This is a genomic window from Streptomyces sp. NBC_01775 (assembly GCF_035917675.1).
Classification (GTDB): domain Bacteria; phylum Actinomycetota; class Actinomycetes; order Streptomycetales; family Streptomycetaceae; genus Streptomyces.
The window spans coordinates 258,661-274,940 of sequence record NZ_CP109104.1; the positions used below are offsets into that span (position 1 = coordinate 258,661).

The window sequence follows — 16,280 nt, forward strand, 5'->3', positions numbered from 1 at the left end:
TCTTTACGCCCCGCCCCTCCACCCCCCACTCTCGAAACAGCGCCACCGCTGCTCCCACCCCTTCCGCACCCCGGAGGACCGTGTGACCGACCGTCACAGAGCCCGTAGCCGCCGTACCCAGGGCGCGCTCGGTGCCGTCATGCTCGCCCTGACGCTGGCCGCGCTGCCGGCGCTGTCCGCCTGCTCCAGCGAGGCGGACAGCGAGAAAGCATCGGACCAACCACCCGTCGTGGCGCCGGGGAAGCCCGGTGAGGAAGCGGAGACGCTCTCCCCCGAGAAGGCCAGGGAGAAGTCGGGCGGCGACACCAAGCCGAGCGCGGCGGACTTCACCTACGCGACGATGATGATCGAGCACCACAAGCAGGCCGTGGTGATGACGGATCTCGCACCCGAACGTGCCTCCAGCGCCGCGGTGCGCAAGCTCGCCTCCCGCATCGGGGCGGGCCAGGGACCCGAGATCAAGGCCATGCAGGGCTGGCTCAAGCAGAACCGCAAGGCGAAGGGCAGCCCCTCGCGCGGCGGCGGTCACGAGCAGCACGCACAGCACGACGGCAACAACGACCACAGCGGCCACAGCACCGGCGGCGCGCACGGGAGCGGCGGCAAGCACGCAAGCGGCGGGGACGGGGGCGGGCACGCGGAGCACGAGGGCCACGCGGCAACCATGCCGGGCATGGCCACTCCGGCGCAGCTCAAGCAGCTGCGGGCGGCCGACGGGAAGGCGTTCGACCAGCTCTTCCTCACGTTGATGACCACCCATCACAGGGGCGCCATCACCATGGCCACCAAGCTCATGGAGGACGGCAACGACGTGCGCGTGGAGGAGATGGCGACGGACGTCATGGCCCAGCAGCGCGCCGAGATCACACGGATGGGCAAGCTGCACTGAGGCCCCGCCCCGCCCACCCACCGGAGGCCGGAAGCCGGACGCCGGACACCTACCGTTCAGCCAACAGCCGTCGGACGTGGCTCGGCGTTCAGCGCCCGACGCGGCTCCCCGGGGTCAGCGCCGGGCGTGACGCGGCGTCAGCAGACCGGCGTCGCGTGCGCCCGCGATGACGCGGAGGGACTTGCGACGGCCGTGCCCCGTCGCCCCCATGACGGCCAGCACCGGGTCCTGGCCCCGCTCCTGGGCCGCGCGGTACGCCTCCGCCGCCGCCCGCCGGGCGGCCTGCCCCCTGGGCACCGCCGGACGTGTCCGGGCCCTGGAGCGCACCTCGGGCGCCGCGGTCCGCAGGACACAGGCGCCGGTGACCCGCACGGTCGGCCCGGTCTCCGGAGGCCGGATGGCGGAGGGGCAGACGTCCGCCAGCGGCTCCCCGATCCAGGCGGCCAGCCCCGCGAAGCCCTGGAGCGTCAGCGGCGGATCGGCCCGCAGTTCCTCCAGCCTGACCTTGCCCTCGACGACGGCGGCCAGCACCTCCACGCTGGAGCCGTCCGGGAGCGTCAGCCTGACCTCGAACCAGGGAGGGAGGCCGTCGGCGCTTCCGGAGCTTCGCGGTACGCCGCTTGAGCCTCGTGGTACGCCATGCGGGGCATCGCCGGGCGCGTCGGGGTCCACCGCACTCTCTGCCGCGGCCCCGTGCACGCCGGTATCCGTCCCGGCCCGCGCGCCTGTGCCGTAGCCCTGGAGTTCCCAGACGGGCCACAGCTGTGCGGGGGCCTCCGGCTGTGGCGCGGAACCGCCGGTCTCGTAGGGATAATTCGATGAGTAAGAGGATCTCTCCGACACGTCGGCACCGTAGCCCTCGCCGCTCGCGCCGGTCCGGGCGGCACGCACGGCCCCGGGAGACGGCACCCCTATTGCCGGACGGCGGCACGCCCCGAACGGCCCACCCGCTCCGCCTACACGGGTCTTCCCACCCCTCCCCTCCCCCGTGCTCCGGTGCGATCCTGGAATCCCGGCGGGAAGGAGCACTGCCGTGCCGCCTGTTCCCACGCACTCAGCCCCGTTCCGCGTCGCCGTCGTCGGTGCGGGCCCCAGCGGGGTCTACGCCGCCCAGGGCCTGGTCGGGAGCGAGGAGAGCCCGCTGACCGCGGTCGATGTGCTCGACCGGCTGCCGTGCCCCTACGGACTCGTGCGCTACGGGGTGGCGCCGGACCACGAGAAGATCAAATCGCTCCAGCGCAGTCTCCGCACCGTCCTGGAGCACCCCCGGGTGCGCTTCCTCGGCAACGTCGGGGTGGGCCCCGGCGGGGTGCGCGCCCGCGAACTGCTGGAGATGTACCACGCGGTGGTCTACTGCGTGGGCGCCGCGAAGGACCGCAGGCTGGGCATCCCGGGCGAGGATCTGCGCGGCAGCCACTCGGCGACCGACTTCGTGTCCTGGTACAGCGCTCATCCGGACGCAGCCGACGGCGACTTCGCGCTCGGGGCGCGCTCGGCGGTGGTCATCGGGGTCGGGAACGTCGCGGTGGACGTCGCCAGGGTGCTGGCCAGGGGCGTCGAGGAACTGCGCCCCACCGACATCCCCCAAGCGGCGCTGGAGAGCCTGGAGCGCAGCACCGTGGGTGAGGTCTCCATGATCGGCAGGCGCGGCCCCTCACAGGCGAAGTTCACCACCAAGGAGCTGAGGGAACTGGGGGCGCTGCCCGGTGTCGAGGTCTCCGTACGGGAGGAGGAGCTGGCTCTCGATCCCGCGTACGAGTCACCCGAGGGGCTGCCCGCGGCGGCGCGCCGCAACGTCGCCGTGCTGCGGGACTGGGCGCTACGGGGTGCGGGCGGGGCGACGGTGGCCGGCGGTGCCGCGTCCGGCTCTGGGCCTGGGGCCGGCTCCGGGTCCGGGCGGGTCGCACGGAGGCTCGGGCTGCGGTTCTTTCTGAGGCCGGTGGAGATCCTGGATGACGGCGCGGGCGCGGTGCGTGCCGTGCGCTTCGAGCGGACAGCGCCGGACGGACAGGGCGGCGTCGCGGGGACGGGGGTCCACGAGGAGATCGAGACGCAGCTCGTGTTCCGTTCCGTCGGCTACCTCGGCTCACCGCTGGACGGACTCCCCTTCGACGAGCGGAGCGGCACGGTGCCGCACACCGCCGGCCGGGTGCTGCGCGAGGGCGCGCCCTGCCCCGGCGAGTACGTCGCCGGATGGATCAAGCGGGGCCCGACCGGGGTCATCGGCACCAACCGCCCCTGCGCGAAGGAGACCGTCGGATCGCTCCTCGCGGATGCCGCGGCCCTCCTGGGGACGCGGGGCCCGCTGCCCGGCGACCCGCTGGAGGCGCTGCGCGCGGCCGGGCACCAGCCGGTGGAGTGGCCGGGCTGGCTGGGGATCGAGGCGGCCGAGAGCGAACTGGGCCGCAGCCTCGCCCGCTCCACGGTCAAGATCCCGGACTGGGACGGGCTGCGGGCCGCCGCCGGGCTGGGCATCTGAAGCCGGACCGGGCCGCCTCCATGGTCGGGCCGGGCGCCGCTGTTGCCGGACCGGGCGTCTGTGTGGCCTGGCCGGGCCTGTCCATGGCGGGGCCGGGCGGCCGAGGCCCCCTGTCGGCCGGCACTCGGCGCCCCGTGTGACCTGTGCGGACAACACCATTTGTGGGCGATTGTCAGTGGCCGGGTGCAGACTGTCCGATACCTCAGACAACGACGTCTCGAAGGCGGTGTCCGGCATGGCGGATGTACTGCTCGCGGTAGGTACGAAAAAGGGCCTGTTCCTCGCACGGCGGGAGACGGGGCGCAGGGGCGAGGGCGGCTGGGACTTCACCGGTCCGCACTTCAACGCCCAGGCCGTCTACTCCTTCAGCATCGACCGGCGCGGCTCCGGCCCGCCGAGACTGCTCGCCGGTGGCGACAGCGCGCACTGGGGCCCTTCGGTCTTCCACTCCGACGACCTTGGCAAGACGTGGTCCGAGCCCCAGCAGCCACCGGTCAAGTATCCGGCGGACACCGGCGCTTCGCTGGAGCGTGTCTGGCAGCTCCAGCCCGGCGGGGAGGACGAGCCGGGGGTGGTCTATGCCGGGACGGAGCCGGGCGGGCTGTTCCGTTCGGAGGACGGCGGCGAGTCCTTCGAGCTGGTCCGTTCCCTGTGGGAGCACCCCACGCGTCAGGAGTGGCAGCCGGGCGGCGGCGGGCTGGGGCTGCACACCGTCCTGGTGGACCCCCGCGACTCACGGGCGGTGACGGTCGCCGTCTCGACCGGCGGCGCCTACCGCACGGCTGACGGCGGGGAGAGCTGGGAGCCCTGCAACCGCGGGGTCTCGGCTGTCTTCCTGCCGGAGAGCCAGCGCTATCCGGACTACGGCCAGTGCGTTCACAAGATCGCCCGGGACGCGGAGAACCCCGACCGCTTCTACCTGCAAAACCACTGGGGCGTGTTCCGCAGCGACGACAACGCCACCAGCTGGGAGTCGATCGGCGACAGCCTCCCGTCCGACTTCGGGTTCCCGGTGGCCGCCCACCCCAGACGAGGCGGCGTCGCCTACCTCTTCCCGCTGAACGCGGACGCGGACCGGGTGCCCGCCGAGCACCACTGCCGGGTGCACCGTACGCAGGACGCGGGCGCCAGCTGGGAGGCCCTGGGAGCGGGACTGCCGGAGTCGGCGCACTACGGCCCGGTGCTGCGGGACGCGCTGTGGACGGACGACGCGGACCCGGCGGGCATCTACTTCGGCAACCGCAACGGAGAGGTCTATGCCAGCGCCGACGAGGGTGAGAGCTGGCAGCAGTTGGCCTCCCATCTGCCCGATGTGCTGTGTGTGCGCGCGGCGGTGATCGACTGAGCGGGCCGGTCCGCGGGAGGGCGGACGGGACGCCCGGCTGAGCCAGTAGAGTGACGGCTCGTGGCAGCACGACCGTTGAACGAAATTGTCGAACCCGGCTGGGCGAAAGCGCTGGAGCCGGTGGCCGAACGGGTCGCCGCGATGGGCGACTTCCTGAGAGCGGAGGTCGCCTCGGGGCGGACCTATCTGCCGTCCGGAGCGAACGTCCTGCGCGCCTTCCAGCAGCCCTTCGATGAGGTGCGCGTCCTCATCGTGGGCCAGGATCCTTATCCAACGCCGGGGCACGCCGTCGGCTTGTCCTTCTCTGTGGCACCGGAGGTCAGACCGCTGCCGGGCAGCCTGGAGAACATCTTCCGCGAGATGCACAGCGACCTCGGCGCCTCCCGCCCCTCGAACGGCGATCTGACGCCCTGGACCCACCAGGGAGTGCTGCTGCTCAACAGGGCGCTGACGACGGCCCCCCGCAAGCCCGCCGCACACCGCGGCAAGGGCTGGGAGGAGGTCACCGAGCAGGCGATCCGTGCCCTGGTGGCGCGCGGACGGCCGATGGTGTCGGTGCTGTGGGGCCGGGACGCGCGCAATCTGCGCCCGCTGCTGGGGGATCTGCCGTCCGTCGAGTCCTCGCACCCCTCCCCCATGTCGGCCGACCGGGGTTTCTTCGGCTCTCGCCCCTTCAGCCGGGTCAACGAGTTGCTGGCCCGGCAGGGCGCCGAGCCGGTGAACTGGCACCTGCCGTGAGCCCGGCCCCTCGCGCCGGGGCCGGGAACGCATGGGTGCTCGGCGTGGATTCGGGCGGCTCGGGGCTCAGGGTCGCCCTCGCGCGCCCGCATTCCGACACCGGCCGGGCCCCTCGTCCGGTGGCGGTCACCACCTGCGCCGAGCCGGTGCGGACGGGCCCCGCCGGTATCGATGCCGAGCACATGATGGGGCAGTTGGTACCTGCTGTGCGTGCGCTGCTGGCCGAGGCGGACACGGAGGACGGACCGGGCCCGGCAGCCGGGGGCGCGCGGATCGCGGCGGCCTGCGTGGGCGCTGCCGGGATGGCCACGCTCGGGGACGGGCTGCGGGCCGAACTGCCGGGCGCGCTGTCCGGCGCGTTCGGGATCCGGCGGCTCGCGCTGGCGGCGGACGCCGTCACCGCGTACGCGGGGGCACTCGGGGAGCGGCCGGGCGCGGTGGTCGCGGCGGGCACCGGAATGATCGCCATGGGCACCGACCTGCGCTCGTGGCGGCGCGCGGACGGCTGGGGCCATCTGCTGGGCGACTGCGGCAGCGGCGCCTGGATCGGCAGGGCCGGTCTGGAGGCCGCGATGCGTGACGCCGACGGCCGCACCGGAGGCTCGGCGGCGCTGCGCTCGCGGGCGGAGGAGCGGTTCGGCGCCCCGCTCAGCGGCCTTCCCGCGCAGTTGTATCCGCGCCCGGACAGGCCGGCCGTGCTGGCCTCGTTCGCGCCGGAGGTGGCCCGGTGCGCGGAGAGCGGCGATCCGGTTGCCGGGAGCATTGTGCGGGCGGCGGCCGGCGAGATCGCCGCGAGTGCGGTGGCCGTGTGCCCGCGCGGCCGGGCCCCGGAGGGTGAGCCGGTCACGGTCGCCTTCACCGGAGGGCTGTTCCGGCTGGGCGAGGCGCTGACCGGGCCGCTGCGGGCCGAGCTCGCCCGGCTGCTGCCCACCGCACGGGTGACCGAGGCCGCGGGAGACCCGCTGGACGGCGCGCTGCTGATCGCCGGGCGCCTCGCGGCCGACGGCCTGTCCCTGCCCTCGGACGCGACGCTGCTCGCGGTCTCGTAGCGGGTGTGGCGCGCGCGGCGCGAAAGCCGACAGGCACTGATTGCCAGAAACGGCCAAATAGCGCCACACAAGATGATGAGCAAATCGGGACATACACCCACTGGTCTCCCCCGGCCGAACAGCCAAGCCCATGAAGGCATTAACATGCGGGCGCATGAGCTCCCCCACAGGGCCGGAGAATGGCCTGCCCGTACGAATGCCGCGTCCACGCCAGCCCGGACGGCACCGCCGCCCGGAGCCCGTCGTCGCGCCTGAGAACGCGCCCGCACTGGTACTCGCCGTGCCCGGCGCGCCCTCCAGCGCCACCCGCAGCCTCGCCGAGGAGACGCTGAGCATCGCGCGCTCCGAGCTGCCGGGGCTCAACGCGCGCATCGGTTTCAGCGAGGGCGACGACGAGGAGTTCCCGACCATCCGGTCGGCGCTGACCGAGGCCGTCGCCGAGCGCGCGGCACGCCAGCGGCTCCTGCGGGATGCCCCGGCGCCGGCTCCGCTCCCGGAGGACGCCTCCCCCGAGGAGCGGGAGGCAGCCGAGGCACAGGAGGCCGCGGCCGTGGCGGCGCGTACCGCCGAGGACGACGGGCTCCCGGCCGTAGTGGTGCCCCTGCTGGCGGGGCCGGACGCGGCGCAGCTGCGGCGTATCCGCCAGGAGGTGCTCAACAGCGGCTCAGGTGCCGAGCTGACGGACGTGCTGGGCCCGCACCCCCTGCTGGCCGAAGCCGTGCACGTGCGGCTGTCCGAGGCGGGTCTGGCCCGCGCCGACCGCGCCCGGCTGTTCACGGTGGCGACTGCGGCGGACGGCATCATCCTGGCCACCGTCGGCGGCGAGGAGGCCGTGCAGGCGGCGGGAATCACGGGAATGCTGCTGGCAGCGCGGCTGGCCGTGCCGGTGCTCGCCGCCGCGCTGGACGACGAGGGCGCCATCACCCACACCGCCGAGCAGCTGCGGGGCTCCGGCTCCCAGCAGCTGGCCATCGCGCCCTGCCTGATCGGTCCCGAGGTCGCCGAGGGCCTGCTGGAGGCGGCGGCGGAAGAGGCCGGCTGCGCGACGGCGGAGCCGCTGGGCGCCTACCCCGCGCTGGGCAAGCTCGTGGCCTCCACCTACGCGGCGAAGGCCGGGATCGCCCAGCAGCAGACACCCCAGGGCATGCCGGTGCGCTGAGGCGCGCTCCCGGGCCCTGAGACGGCGACGAGAGCCGGTGTGCGGGTGGCAGAGGCGCGGCACGGTGCCGCGCCTCTGCCGCCCGCACAGCGCGTTCTGGGGCCCTCTCCGCGCAGTCCTCGGCACCACGGCCTGGCCGCCCCGTCGGACGAGCCGGTCACACCCGCTCGGGCGCGCCCGCTTCGTCAGGCGCGCCGTCCCGTCCGAGAGGGAGAACGCGGTCAGGCGAAGAGGACGCAGGAGGCGGCAGGGGCGGTGAGGGAGCCCGCCCGGTGCGGCGTTCCGTCCGTGGGGGCGACGTCGAACCATGTGACGTCCCCCGAGCGCTCGTTGGCGGCGTAGAGCCAGCGTCCCGAGGGGTGCACGGCCAGGTCGCGTGGCCAGTGCCCGCCGCAGGGCACGGTGGTGAGCAGCTCGGGCAGCCCGTCGGCGGTGAGGGCCAGTACGGCGATGCTGTCGACGCCCCGGTTCGCGGCCCAGGCGAAGCGGCCGTCCGGCGAGAGGGCCAGCGCCGAGGGGTAGTTGTCCGAGCCCCTGTGCTCCCGTGGGAGGAGCCGGGTCTCGCCCAGCGGCTCCAGGGTGCCGTCCTCCGCGTCCCAGCGGCAGGCGGTCACGGTCGGGTCCAGCTCGTTGATGACGTAGGCCCGCGAGCCTCCGGGAGGCTGCTCCTCCCCCGCAGGACGCGGGTGGAAGGCCAGGTGACGCGGGCCGGTTCCGGGGCGCAGCGGGATCTCGCGGTGGAGGCGCAGGCCGTGCTCGGGGCCACGGAGGTCGTAGATCCACACGGAGTCGGTGCCCAGGTCGGTGGACAGCAGCCACCGCCCCGAGGGATCCGGTACGACGGCGTGCGCGTGCGGGCCCTCCTGGCGCTCCTCGTTGGGCCCCCGACCGGTGTGCGGGTGGAGGAGCACCTGGCCGCCGAGGCTGCCGTCGGCACGCAGGGGCAGCGCGCTGACATCGCCCGACCCGTAGTTGGCGGTGTAGAGGCAGCCCGCCGCGAGCGCCACATGGGTGGGCGCTGCCCCGTCCACGGGCACGGCGCCGCCCAGCAGCCTCGGCCCGCTCTCAGCGGTGGCGCCGGTCTCGGAACCGGGCGGGGGCAGCGACAGTGCCGCGGCGGCGCCCGGGTCGGTCTCGCTGACCGTGTAGAGAACTCTGCCGCCCGGTGCCAGGGTCAGGAACGAAGGGTTGGCGACGGCGTCTTCCGTGTGGTGCAGCGCCGTGAGCGCTCCGGTCCCGGCGGTGACGGCCGCCGTGGTGATGCCCCGGCCCCCGGCCGAGGTGAACGAGCCGATGTACGCCAGCTGTTGCCGCTCCGTGCCGTCGGTCACCGCACCGCCCCTTCGCCGTTCCAGCTCGCAGTACCAACCCGTCGTCCCGACTTGGGGCACGACCGTAACAGGCGGTCCTGACACCAAGGGGGCGCCGGTGCGCGGACGCCGGCGGTCTCCCCGAGCGGGGCGAGCGCGAAGCCGCGGGCCAAGACCTCTGGAGCGCGTGCGGCGGGCCTCGCCTGCCGCGTGGTGGGCCTGCGCGGCCCTCGGCCGCCCCTCCCGGCGCGAGTGCCCGAACACAGGGCTCTGACCCGTGCGAGGAAAGGCGCCCGCTTGCGAGGAAAGGCGCCCGCTCAGGCGCGGACCGGAACTCGACGGGATCCTCGAAGGGGAACGGCCAGCTCGAGCAGGGCCTGCTCCAGGGCGTGGAGGTGAGCGAGGTGCGGTTCGGGGCCGGCGTCTCGCGGGACGGTCGCCGTGCCGGGCTGGGGGCGAGGACCCGTCGTCGGGGCATCGGTGAGGGCCTCTACGGCGGCCTCGACGCGCCAGCAGGCGGCGGCGAGCCGGGCGTCGTGCGATGCCTCGGGGTCCGCGGCGACGGAGGCGAGCCCGCGCACCTCACCCGCGCAGTCGTCGAGCAGCGCGAGCACGTGCCGCGCCCGGCCCTTGCGCGCCGGCATCGGGCTGAACGGATGCATGAGCGGCGCGAGCGAGAGACGTACGCGACCGAGGATCGACTCCAGTTCGGCGACGCGCGGCGCCGGATCGGCGGACGCGTCCCCCGCGAGCCGTGCCGCGGACTCCGCGGCGCAGGCACGCACGCAGTGCAGCGCCCGCTCGACCCAGGCGTCCGTAATGGCGTGCGTGGTCACCGGCAGGACCACGAGAACGGCGAACACGGCGCCCAGCGCGCCGACCACCGTCTCGCTCATCCGCAGGGCGAGCAGCGCCGGGTCGAGCACGCCGAGCAGTCCGTACAGCATGCTCGCCATGACCGTGACCGCGAGCATCATCCAGGTGTACGAGACGGCGGCGGTATAGAAGATCCCGAAGACGCTGAGAGCGACGATCAGCGCGGTCGCGACCGGCTGCCCGTGCAGCGGCACGGCGACGACGAGGCCGATCACGATTCCGAGGGCGGTCCCGAGGAACCGTCGGAAGCCACGCACGAGCGTCTCGCCGCGCGAAGTAGTGTTCACGAACACCCACCATGTGGCGCCCACGGCCCAGTACCACCGCTGATCGGAGAGCACCTGGCCCATGGCCAGCGCGAAGCCCGCCCCCGCTGTCGCCTGCACCGCCTGCCGCGTCGTGATCCTCGCGAGCCCCCTCCCCCCGGTCGGCGCGGCCACAGCCACCGGGGTCGGCAGCCGCCTCTCGTAACACCACACTCCGAAGCGCGCCGCCGATGCCGCGGCGAGCGAGAGGAGCACAGCCTCGTACAGCTCCGGAAGCTGACCGGGCGCGGCGTGCAGGAACTGGGCCGCGAAGAAGATCATGAACGCGAACACGCCGAGCGAGTGCCCGCGCGGTCCCCATCTCCGTGCGTAGACCCCGGCCCCCACGACCGCGAGGAACGCCAGGTCACGGGCTACGGGTAGATCGTGCAGCACCGCCGCGAGGGCAAGCACCGGAAGCCCGACAGCCGGAAGGAGCGCGGTCGTGACAGCCTGGCCACGCACGGTCGCGTCCGTCACCGTGAACAAGGCGAGCAGTGCGGCCAGACCACCGGTGATCGCCGCCGCCAGCGGATGCCCGGCCAGGCCGCACAACGCGACAGCGAGCCCGACCCCGAGCACGGCCCGGGAAGCGAACCGCAGCCGCACCCGCCCTGGATCCGGTGCCACGAACGCCGTCTTCAGCAAGTTGCCCCGCCCCTTTCCGCGCAGGTGGCGCACGACATGAGAAAGGCGCCGCGGAGATCCGCAGCGCCATCGACATACTCATCTCAGCATGTGGGAGGTCATTGGTGCAACAAGAGCTCAAGCCCCGGGACGGAGGGCCGGGACGGAGGGCCGTCGCGAGGGTGATCGCGCGCGGCGGCCCTCCGTCGTTGCGTCGTCGCCCTGCGCTACGACCAGGGCAGGACCAGGGCACCCCAGGCGACGACGGGGCCGAGGGCGACGATGCTGCCGGTGTAGCCGATGATCTGGCGGTAGAAGCGGCGGGTGTCGACGCCGCGTGCGTTGGCCAGGACCAAGGCGCCGTTGGTGGAGAAGGGGGAGGTGTCGACGATCGTGGTCGACACCGCGAGGGCGGCGATCAGTCCGGCGGCGCTGAGGTGGCTGGAGAGCAGCAGCGGCACGGCCAGGGGGATGATCGCTGTGAGGATCGCGGTGGACGAGGCGAAGGCCGAGGTGATGGCCACGGTGAAGCACAGCAGCAGGGCCACGACGAGCGGGGCACCCAGCTTGGCGGTGTGCTCGGAGATCTCCTCGATGATCCCGGCCTTCTCCAGCATGGCGATGTACGTCATCATGCCGCCGACCAGCAGCAAGGTGGGCCAGCTGATGCCGTCGACGGCCTTCTCCTGCCGCTTCATGTCGACCAGGGCCAGCAGTGCGCCCGCGGCCAGGGCCAGGAAGCCGACCTCCAGCTGGAAGCCGAGCGCGCCGACGACGAGGGCGACCAGGCAGGCGAGGGTGAGCCACTGCCGCCAGTCGGGCATGCCGGAGACGGCGGGCTCCTCGTCGTCGGCCGTCGCTTCGTCTCGCTCGGCCGGCGGGACGGGGCGCTTGGCCAGCAGCATGTATGTGAGCAGTGACAGCAGCAGGTTGATCACGAAGCTGGCGGCGAACAGCGTCACGGGAGAGACGTGCAGCGCGGTCTTGTCGACCAGGCCGAGCACCAGCGCACCGGAGACAGCGAGCGGCGAGAACGCGCCCGCGTGGCCGCCGCTGATCACCATCATGCCGATCACCAGCGGGTTCAGCTTGTAGCGGTAGGCGAAGTTCATGCCGATCGGCACAAGGAGCGCGACGGCGGCGGGGGTGAAGGTGCCGAACGCCGTCAGCAGGGCTGCCACCAGGAACAGCACCCAGGGGATGAGCGCGACCTTCCCGCGGACCAGCCGCACCCCCGCGGTGACGAGCAGGTCGATGGTGCCGTTGCGGCTGGCGACGGAGAAGAGGTACGTGACCCCCACGATCGTCACGAACAGGTCCACCGGAAAGCCCTCGAAGATCTCGTCCTCGGTGAGGCCGAGCGAGGCGGTGCCGACGGCGAAGGTCGCGACGAAGGCGAGAATGCCCAGGTTGATCGGCAGCACGGTGCCCACCACGAACATCACCAGCAGCGCGCCTATGGAGATCACTTCAGGAGACATCTTTGTCCTCGGTGCAGGAGGGGACAGGAGACCGCGCCCCAAGGGGCGCGAGGCTACCCCGCGGCGGACGGCTGGAGGCCGTTCGCCCGAGGTGGGATGCGTGCCGGCCTGGGAGTCCGTGCTCCTGGTTCCGGTACGTAGATGCGCGCGTCGGCGAGCAGCCGGGCTGCCCGCTGGACGGTGACCCGGGTCGGAATGCCGTCGCGGATGTCCGAGCAGCGGACCGCCACGACGCCGGCGGGGGTCCCCAGCCGCAGCCACTCGCCGCCCGGTCCGGCGGCGGCCCGGGAGACGACGGAGCCCTCCAGCAGGCTCGCGGCTGCGACGGCGACAGCGGAGGTGAGGCCGATGGCCGGGTGGGGGGCGTTCATGGAGAGCATGCGCACCGAGACGTCGTAGTCCTCGGCGGCGACCGGCTCACCCAGCGTGGTGGTGTACGGCTCCGCGGGGCCGATCAGGCCCACCTTGGGCACCGCGTCGCCGGGCTCTTCACCCGGCTCGAGGAGGCCCATCAGCGGCGCGGCGGTGTGGCGGACCCCGCGCAGCCAGGGCACGTCGGCGCGCAGCTGCTCCAGGGTCTCGGTGCCGGTGCGGCCGGCGCGGCGCGCGTCCACGAGGACCACGGGGGCGCCGGCGTCCACCATGCTCACCCGCAGCGGCTCGGCGGTGCCGAGCCGCAACTCATCGGCCGCCCGTCCGGTGGGCAGCAGCGAGCCGGTGGAGCCGCCGGCCGGACGGAGGAAGGCGAGGCCGACCGCCACGCCGCCGGCCCGGGTGCCGGGCACGGTCTGGTCGCCGAACTCGTGCACCATGCCGCCCGTGGTGTCCACCACGCCTTCCAGCACCGCGCCGGTGTTGCTGTTCCGCATCACCACGCGGGTGTGGTCACCGGTGATGGGTACCAGCCCCTTTGCTACCGCGTACAGCGCGATGCCGGTGGCGCAGTTGCCGCAGTTGCTGGCCCATTCCACCGTGCCGGTGCCGATGCCGACCTGCGCGAACAGGTAGTCGACATCTGCACCCGGCTCGGGAGAGACACTGACGACGGCAGCCTTGGAGGTGGTCGGGGTCGCTCCGCCCACCCCGTCCAGCTCCACCGGGTCGGTGGAGCCGTACGCGGAGACCAGCAGTTTTTCCAGCTCGCTGCGGTCGGTGGGGACATGGACCTGACGGAACAACCAGCACTTGCTGGTGCCGCCGCGTACCAGGGTCGCGGGAGTGTGCACAGCTGAGGCTCTTCCTGAGTCACGTGGGGAAGGAGAGCGCCGGGCGGACGGTTACGAGCGTGTGGCGCCCTGGTGAACCGCCCAGGCGATGCGAAGACCTTCGCACCCGCGTGGCTTGGGCACAATGGCAGATTCCTTCACCTTCCTTTAGGTCAGCTAAAGTGTCAGGCATGCTCAACGTGCGTCGACTGCTGCTGCTCACCGAGGCCGCCGAGCGCGGCTCGCTCACCGCCGCCGCGGAGGCGATGGGCATGACCACCTCCGCCGCCTCCCAGCAGATGTCACTGCTGGAGCGGGAGGCCGGACAGCCCCTGATCGAACGGTTGCCGCGCGGCATCCGCACCACCCCGGCAGGCGCGGCGCTGGCCGACCGCGGCCGGGCCGTCCGTCGCGAACTGGGCGCCGCCGAGGCCGATTTGGAGTCCTTCGCCGACCTCGACCAGGGCACGCTCAGGCTCGGCTCCTTCCCCACCGCCAGCGCCTCGCTGCTGCCGCTCGCCCTCACCCGGTTCAGCCGCCGCCACCCCGGGGTGCGGACCGTCGTACACGCCGGAGTCCTCGGCCAGTTGCGGGAGATGCTGCACACGGGAGAGGTCGAGCAAGCACTGCTGTGGGACTACGAGTGGAACCGCGTGGACGACGACGCCCTCGCCCTCACCCACCTCGTCGACGACCCGACCGTGCTGGTCGTCCCCGCCGACTCCCCGCTGCGCGCCCTGCCCTCGCCGCGCCTCGGCGACCTCGCCGACCAGGAGTGGATCATCCGCGCCGACAACCACCCCGTCGCCGACGTCCTGCGCCGCAGCTGCCGCCGGGCCGGATTCGAGCCGCGCATCGCCTACGCCTCGCACGACTACCAGGAAGCCCAGGCCATGGTCGCCGCCGGCCTCGGCGTCGCCCTCGCCCCCCGGCTCGCCCTCACCAACCGCCGCAGCGACGTCCGCCTCCTCCCCTTCGGATCCGACGTGCCCGCCCCCACCCGCCGCATCCTGCTCGCCCGCACCGCGTCCCGCGCCCCCACCCCACCCGCCCAGGCCATGGCCCGCGTCCTGAGCGCCGTGGCGCAGAAGTTCACCGGCGCCGGCCTGGACCGCACGCAGCTCGGCGCGGTGCCGAGGGGCGGTCAGGGCCGCGCCTGACGCGGCACCCCTGACCTCGCCGCCGTACCGGCGGCTCCGCAGGGCCAGGGCCACACCGGCTACCTGATCCTCATGGCCGGCTCCCTGCTAGCCTCACTGCCCGTCTTCGCCGTGCTGCCGCGCCGGTTCACCGAAGGCATCGACCACACCGTCCTCACACTGGACGACGCATCCCCACGCAGCCGGCACGACCCCCCACTTCCCACGGCCCCCGGCCGGAAACAGGAGAGTGTCATGGTGAGATCCCCCCACAGAACCGCCCTCGTCTTAGCCGTCCTGGCCGCTTTGTTCAGCACCTCCGCGGCCTACGGAGCGCACGTCTACACCAAGGCTGACAGCGCCGCCGCGGGCGAGGTGACGTACACGCCGTCCACGGCCAACTTCGCCAACCCCGAACGTGGCCTGTACCACCACACCGGCGACTGCGACAAGAACGACTTCTCTCCCGACACGCTCGCGGACTACCGCGACAACCAGGGCATCTCGCAGGTGATGTGCGTCTTCTACCTGGCCGAGTTCAAGTCCGGCCCCATCGACCAGGCCGCACTCACCCAACTGCGGGAGCAGCTCGCCACCGTGCGCGACGCCGGTCTGAAGATGGTCCTGCGCTTCGCCTACACCACCTCCACCGACGGTGACGACGCCCCCAAGGACCGCGTCCTGGCCCATCTGGACCAGCTCGCCCCCATCCTGCGCGACAACAGCGACGTCATCGCGGTCATGCAAGGAGGGTTCATCGGCGCCTGGGGCGAGTGGTATTACACGCAGAACTTCGGCAACGCCGGCTCTGTCAGCGAAGCCGACTGGGCCAACCGCAAGGCGGTCGTCGACAAGCTCCTCACCGTCCTGCCCAAGGACCGCATGGTGCAGCTGCGCACTCCCAAGTTCAAGCGCACTCTGTACTCCCCGGACCCGCTGCCGCCCACGCAGGCGTACGACGGCTCCGCGCGTGCTCGTCTCGGGCATCACAACGACTGCTTCCTCGCGAGCCCGGACGACTTCGGCACCTATGAGGACCCGGCAGTCGAATACCCCTACCTGAAGGACGAGACCAAGTACCTGGCCATGGGCGGCGAGACCTGCGGCCAGAACCCGCCTCGATCCAGCTGCCCCACCGCCCTGGAGGAGTTGTCCGGCTTCCACTGGTCGTACCTCAACGCCGACTATCACCCCGGCGTCCTCGCCGACTGGAAAAGCGGCGGATGCTGGGACGAGCTCACCCGGCGTCTCGGCTACCGCTTCACCTTGCAGAAGGGCAGCTATCCCGACACCGCAGCACCCGGAGGGTCCCTCCCGGTCAAGGTCAGCGTCAAGAACGACGGCTGGGCCTCCCCCTTCAACCCGCGTGACGTCGAACTGGTGCTGCGCAACGATGCCACCGGGAAGCTCCACCGCCTGGCCCTCGACAACGACCCCCGCACCTGGCAGCCCGGCACCACGACCACCCTCGACGAGAAGGTGACCCTGCCTGCCGACCTGGCGCAGGGCACCTACTCTCTGCTCCTGAACCTCCCTGACCCACGCCTCCCCGACCGCGCCGCCTACGCGATCCGGCTGGCCAACGAGGACACTTGGGAGAAGAGCAGCGGAATGAACGACCTCCTGCACAAGGTCACTGTCAACTGACCGTCCCCCGACGCCGGGTGGGGCCGCCGCT

General features: G+C 72.8%; 13 protein-coding genes. 8 read left to right on the plus strand and 5 right to left on the minus strand.

The window, feature by feature from the left end; translation table 11 throughout:
• The first annotated feature begins 82 nt into the window (after positions 1-82).
• Positions 83-889, plus strand: a complete 807-nt coding sequence (locus tag OHB04_RS01290) for a DUF305 domain-containing protein (RefSeq protein ID WP_326806544.1) — start codon at positions 83-85, stop codon at positions 887-889.
• A 114-nt stretch (positions 890-1,003) separates the two neighbouring features.
• On the opposite strand, the gene OHB04_RS01295 is transcribed toward OHB04_RS01290, so the two are convergent.
• Complete coding sequence (locus tag OHB04_RS01295) at positions 1,004-1,732, minus strand: DUF6214 family protein (RefSeq protein WP_326685894.1); 729 nt, start codon at positions 1,730-1,732, stop codon at positions 1,004-1,006.
• A gap of 190 nt (positions 1,733-1,922) precedes the next feature.
• Between OHB04_RS01295 and OHB04_RS01300 the strand changes: the two genes are divergently transcribed.
• The 5 genes from OHB04_RS01300 (at position 1,923) to OHB04_RS01320 (ending at position 7,659) form a co-directional block, all read left to right on the plus strand.
• Entirely contained in the window at positions 1,923-3,368 is a 1,446-nt protein-coding gene (locus OHB04_RS01300; RefSeq protein ID WP_326806545.1) for an FAD-dependent oxidoreductase, read from the plus strand.
• 235 nt (positions 3,369-3,603) lie between these two features.
• Positions 3,604-4,713: a WD40/YVTN/BNR-like repeat-containing protein gene (locus tag OHB04_RS01305; protein ID WP_326685896.1), complete on the plus strand. Its 1,110-nt coding sequence runs from the start codon at positions 3,604-3,606 to the stop codon at positions 4,711-4,713.
• Between the two features lie 60 nt (positions 4,714-4,773).
• Complete coding sequence (locus OHB04_RS01310; RefSeq protein ID WP_326685897.1) at positions 4,774-5,451, plus strand: uracil-DNA glycosylase; 678 nt, start codon at positions 4,774-4,776, stop codon at positions 5,449-5,451.
• Positions 5,452-5,486: 35 nt separating this feature from the next.
• Entirely contained in the window at positions 5,487-6,500 is a 1,014-nt protein-coding gene (locus tag OHB04_RS01315) for an N-acetylglucosamine kinase (RefSeq protein ID WP_405807038.1), read from the plus strand.
• Between the two features lie 154 nt (positions 6,501-6,654).
• Positions 6,655-7,659 (plus strand): hypothetical protein, encoded by a 1,005-nt coding sequence (locus OHB04_RS01320; RefSeq protein WP_326685899.1) that lies wholly within the window; start codon positions 6,655-6,657, stop codon positions 7,657-7,659.
• A 221-nt stretch (positions 7,660-7,880) separates the two neighbouring features.
• On the opposite strand, the gene OHB04_RS01325 is transcribed toward OHB04_RS01320, so the two are convergent.
• The 4 genes from OHB04_RS01325 to OHB04_RS01340 form a co-directional block, all read right to left on the minus strand.
• Entirely contained in the window at positions 7,881-8,990 is a 1,110-nt protein-coding gene (locus OHB04_RS01325; RefSeq protein ID WP_326685900.1) for a lactonase family protein, read from the minus strand.
• A gap of 296 nt (positions 8,991-9,286) precedes the next feature.
• Entirely contained in the window at positions 9,287-10,798 is a 1,512-nt protein-coding gene (locus tag OHB04_RS01330; RefSeq protein ID WP_326685901.1) for an FUSC family protein, read from the minus strand.
• 206 nt (positions 10,799-11,004) lie between these two features.
• Complete coding sequence (locus OHB04_RS01335; RefSeq protein ID WP_326806547.1) at positions 11,005-12,258, minus strand: SLC13 family permease; 1,254 nt, start codon at positions 12,256-12,258, stop codon at positions 11,005-11,007.
• Between the two features lie 53 nt (positions 12,259-12,311).
• Positions 12,312-13,484: a PrpF domain-containing protein gene (locus OHB04_RS01340; RefSeq protein ID WP_326806548.1), complete on the minus strand. Its 1,173-nt coding sequence runs from the start codon at positions 13,482-13,484 to the stop codon at positions 12,312-12,314.
• 170 nt (positions 13,485-13,654) lie between these two features.
• Between OHB04_RS01340 and OHB04_RS01345 the strand changes: the two genes are divergently transcribed.
• Together OHB04_RS01345 and OHB04_RS01350 are read left to right on the plus strand one after the other, a co-directional pair.
• Entirely contained in the window at positions 13,655-14,623 is a 969-nt protein-coding gene (locus tag OHB04_RS01345) for a LysR family transcriptional regulator (RefSeq protein ID WP_326685904.1), read from the plus strand.
• A 234-nt stretch (positions 14,624-14,857) separates the two neighbouring features.
• The gene (locus tag OHB04_RS01350; RefSeq protein ID WP_326806549.1) at positions 14,858-16,249 is read left to right on the plus strand and encodes a DUF4832 domain-containing protein; all 1,392 of its coding nucleotides are present in this window, start codon (positions 14,858-14,860) and stop codon (positions 16,247-16,249) included.
• Positions 16,250-16,280 lie beyond the last annotated feature (31 nt).